2 protein-coding genes are annotated in these 1654 nt (G+C 70.4%); both read left to right on the top strand.

Annotation, left to right across the window (positions count from 1 at the left end; translation table 11 throughout):
* A partial coding sequence (locus ACFUEL_RS39470) for a pectinesterase family protein (protein ID WP_380243015.1) occupies positions 1-1292 on the top strand: 1292 nt, incomplete at its 5' end.
* A partial coding sequence (locus ACFUEL_RS39465) for an RICIN domain-containing protein (RefSeq protein WP_380243013.1) occupies positions 1289-1654 on the top strand: 366 nt, incomplete at its 3' end. The genes ACFUEL_RS39470 and ACFUEL_RS39465, both read left to right, overlap by 4 nt.

Here is a 1654-nt window from a genome sequence, read left to right as displayed (position 1 = left end):
AGAGCGGGATGTGTCTGGACGTGCCGTCGGGTTCGACGTCGTCGGGGACGAAGTTGCAGCAGTGGGGGTGCGGCGGGCAGACGAATCAGCAGTTCCGGTTGGTGCCGGTCTCCTCGGGCGTCTACCAGTTGGTGAACGTGAAGAGCGGGATGTGCGTGGACGTGCCGTCGGGTTCGACGGTGAGCGGGGTGCAGTTGCAGCAGTGGGGGTGCGGGGCGGGGCAGACCAACCAGCAGTGGCGGCTGGTGGCGAGCGGCTCGGGCACGTTCCAGATCGTCAGCGTGCGCAGCGGGCTGTGCGTCAGCGACCAGGGGGCGTCCACCACCTCCGGGACGCCGGTGATCCAGGAGACCTGCACCGCCAACACCAACAAGCAGTGGGCCTTCCGCCCCGTCGGCAGCACCGCCGCGCCGACCGTCGCCCAGGACGGCACCGGCCGCTACCGCACCGTGCAGGCGGCGATCGACGCCGTCGGCAGCGGCAACGCCAGCCGGGTGGTGATCACCATCAAGCCCGGCACCTACCGGGAGAAGGTCACCGTCCCCGCCGACAAGCCGTTCATCACCCTCCAGGGCCTGGGCGCCGGCCCGGCGGACGTGGTGCTGGTCGGCAACCGGAACGCGGGCACCTACGGCACCTCGGGCAGCGCCACCGTGGTCGCCCAGGGCCACGACTTCACGGCGACCAACCTCACCTTCAGCAACGACTTCGACGAGAACAGCTCCGACACCGGAGACCAGGCCCTCGCGCTCTACCTGGACGCCGACCGGGCGCTGCTGGACAACGTGCGGCTGCTGGGCGACCAGGACACCTTCCTGGTCAACGAGAGCGCCCGGACGTACGTGGTCGGCTCGTACGTCGAGGGGACGGTCGACTTCATCTACGGCGGCGGCGTCGCCGTGTTCGACAACTGCCGCATCCACGAGAAGCGCACCACCGGCGGCCCGATCACCGCCGCCAGCACCCCGGCTGCGCGCGCCTACGGTTTCCTGTTCTACCGCTCGACGGTCGACGGCACGACCGCCGGCAAGACCCAGCTGGGACGGCCGTGGCGGCAGGACGCGCAGGTGGTGTACCGGGAGTCGGTGCTGACCGACACCATCGCCACCGCGCAGCCCTGGACGAACATGTCCACCAGCACCTGGCAGAAGGCCCGGTACTTCGAGTACCGCAACACCGGCGCGGGCGCGGGCGTGAACGCCAACCGCCCGCAACTCACCGACGCCCAGGCCGCCGCGTACACCCCGCAGAAGTACCTGGCGGGCGCCGACGGCTGGAACCCCGTCCGATGACCGCCACCTCCACCCGGAAGGACACCACCACCATGCGAGGCACCACCACCCGCCGCCTGACCGGCCTCTCGGCGGCCCTGCTGCTCGGAGCGGGCACCGTCTCGGTGCTGGGCGCCCCGGCCGAGGCCGTGACGCTGCCGGCCGCCGGGACGTACCAGTTGGCGGTGGTGAAGAGCGGGATGTGTCTGGACGTGCCGTCGGGTTCGACGTCGTCGGGGACGAAGTTGCAGCAGTGGGGGTGCGGCGGGCAGACGAATCAGCAGTTCAGGTTGGTGCCGGTCTCCTCGGGCGTCTACCAGTTGGTGAACGTGAAGAGCGGGATGTGCGTGGACGTGCCGTCGGGTTCGACGGTGAGCGGGGTG

Source organism: Kitasatospora sp. NPDC057198 (genome assembly GCF_042670125.1).
Taxonomy (GTDB): Bacteria; Actinomycetota; Actinomycetes; order Streptomycetales; family Streptomycetaceae; genus Kitasatospora.
This window is presented reverse-complemented; position numbering and strand designations above follow the sequence as displayed.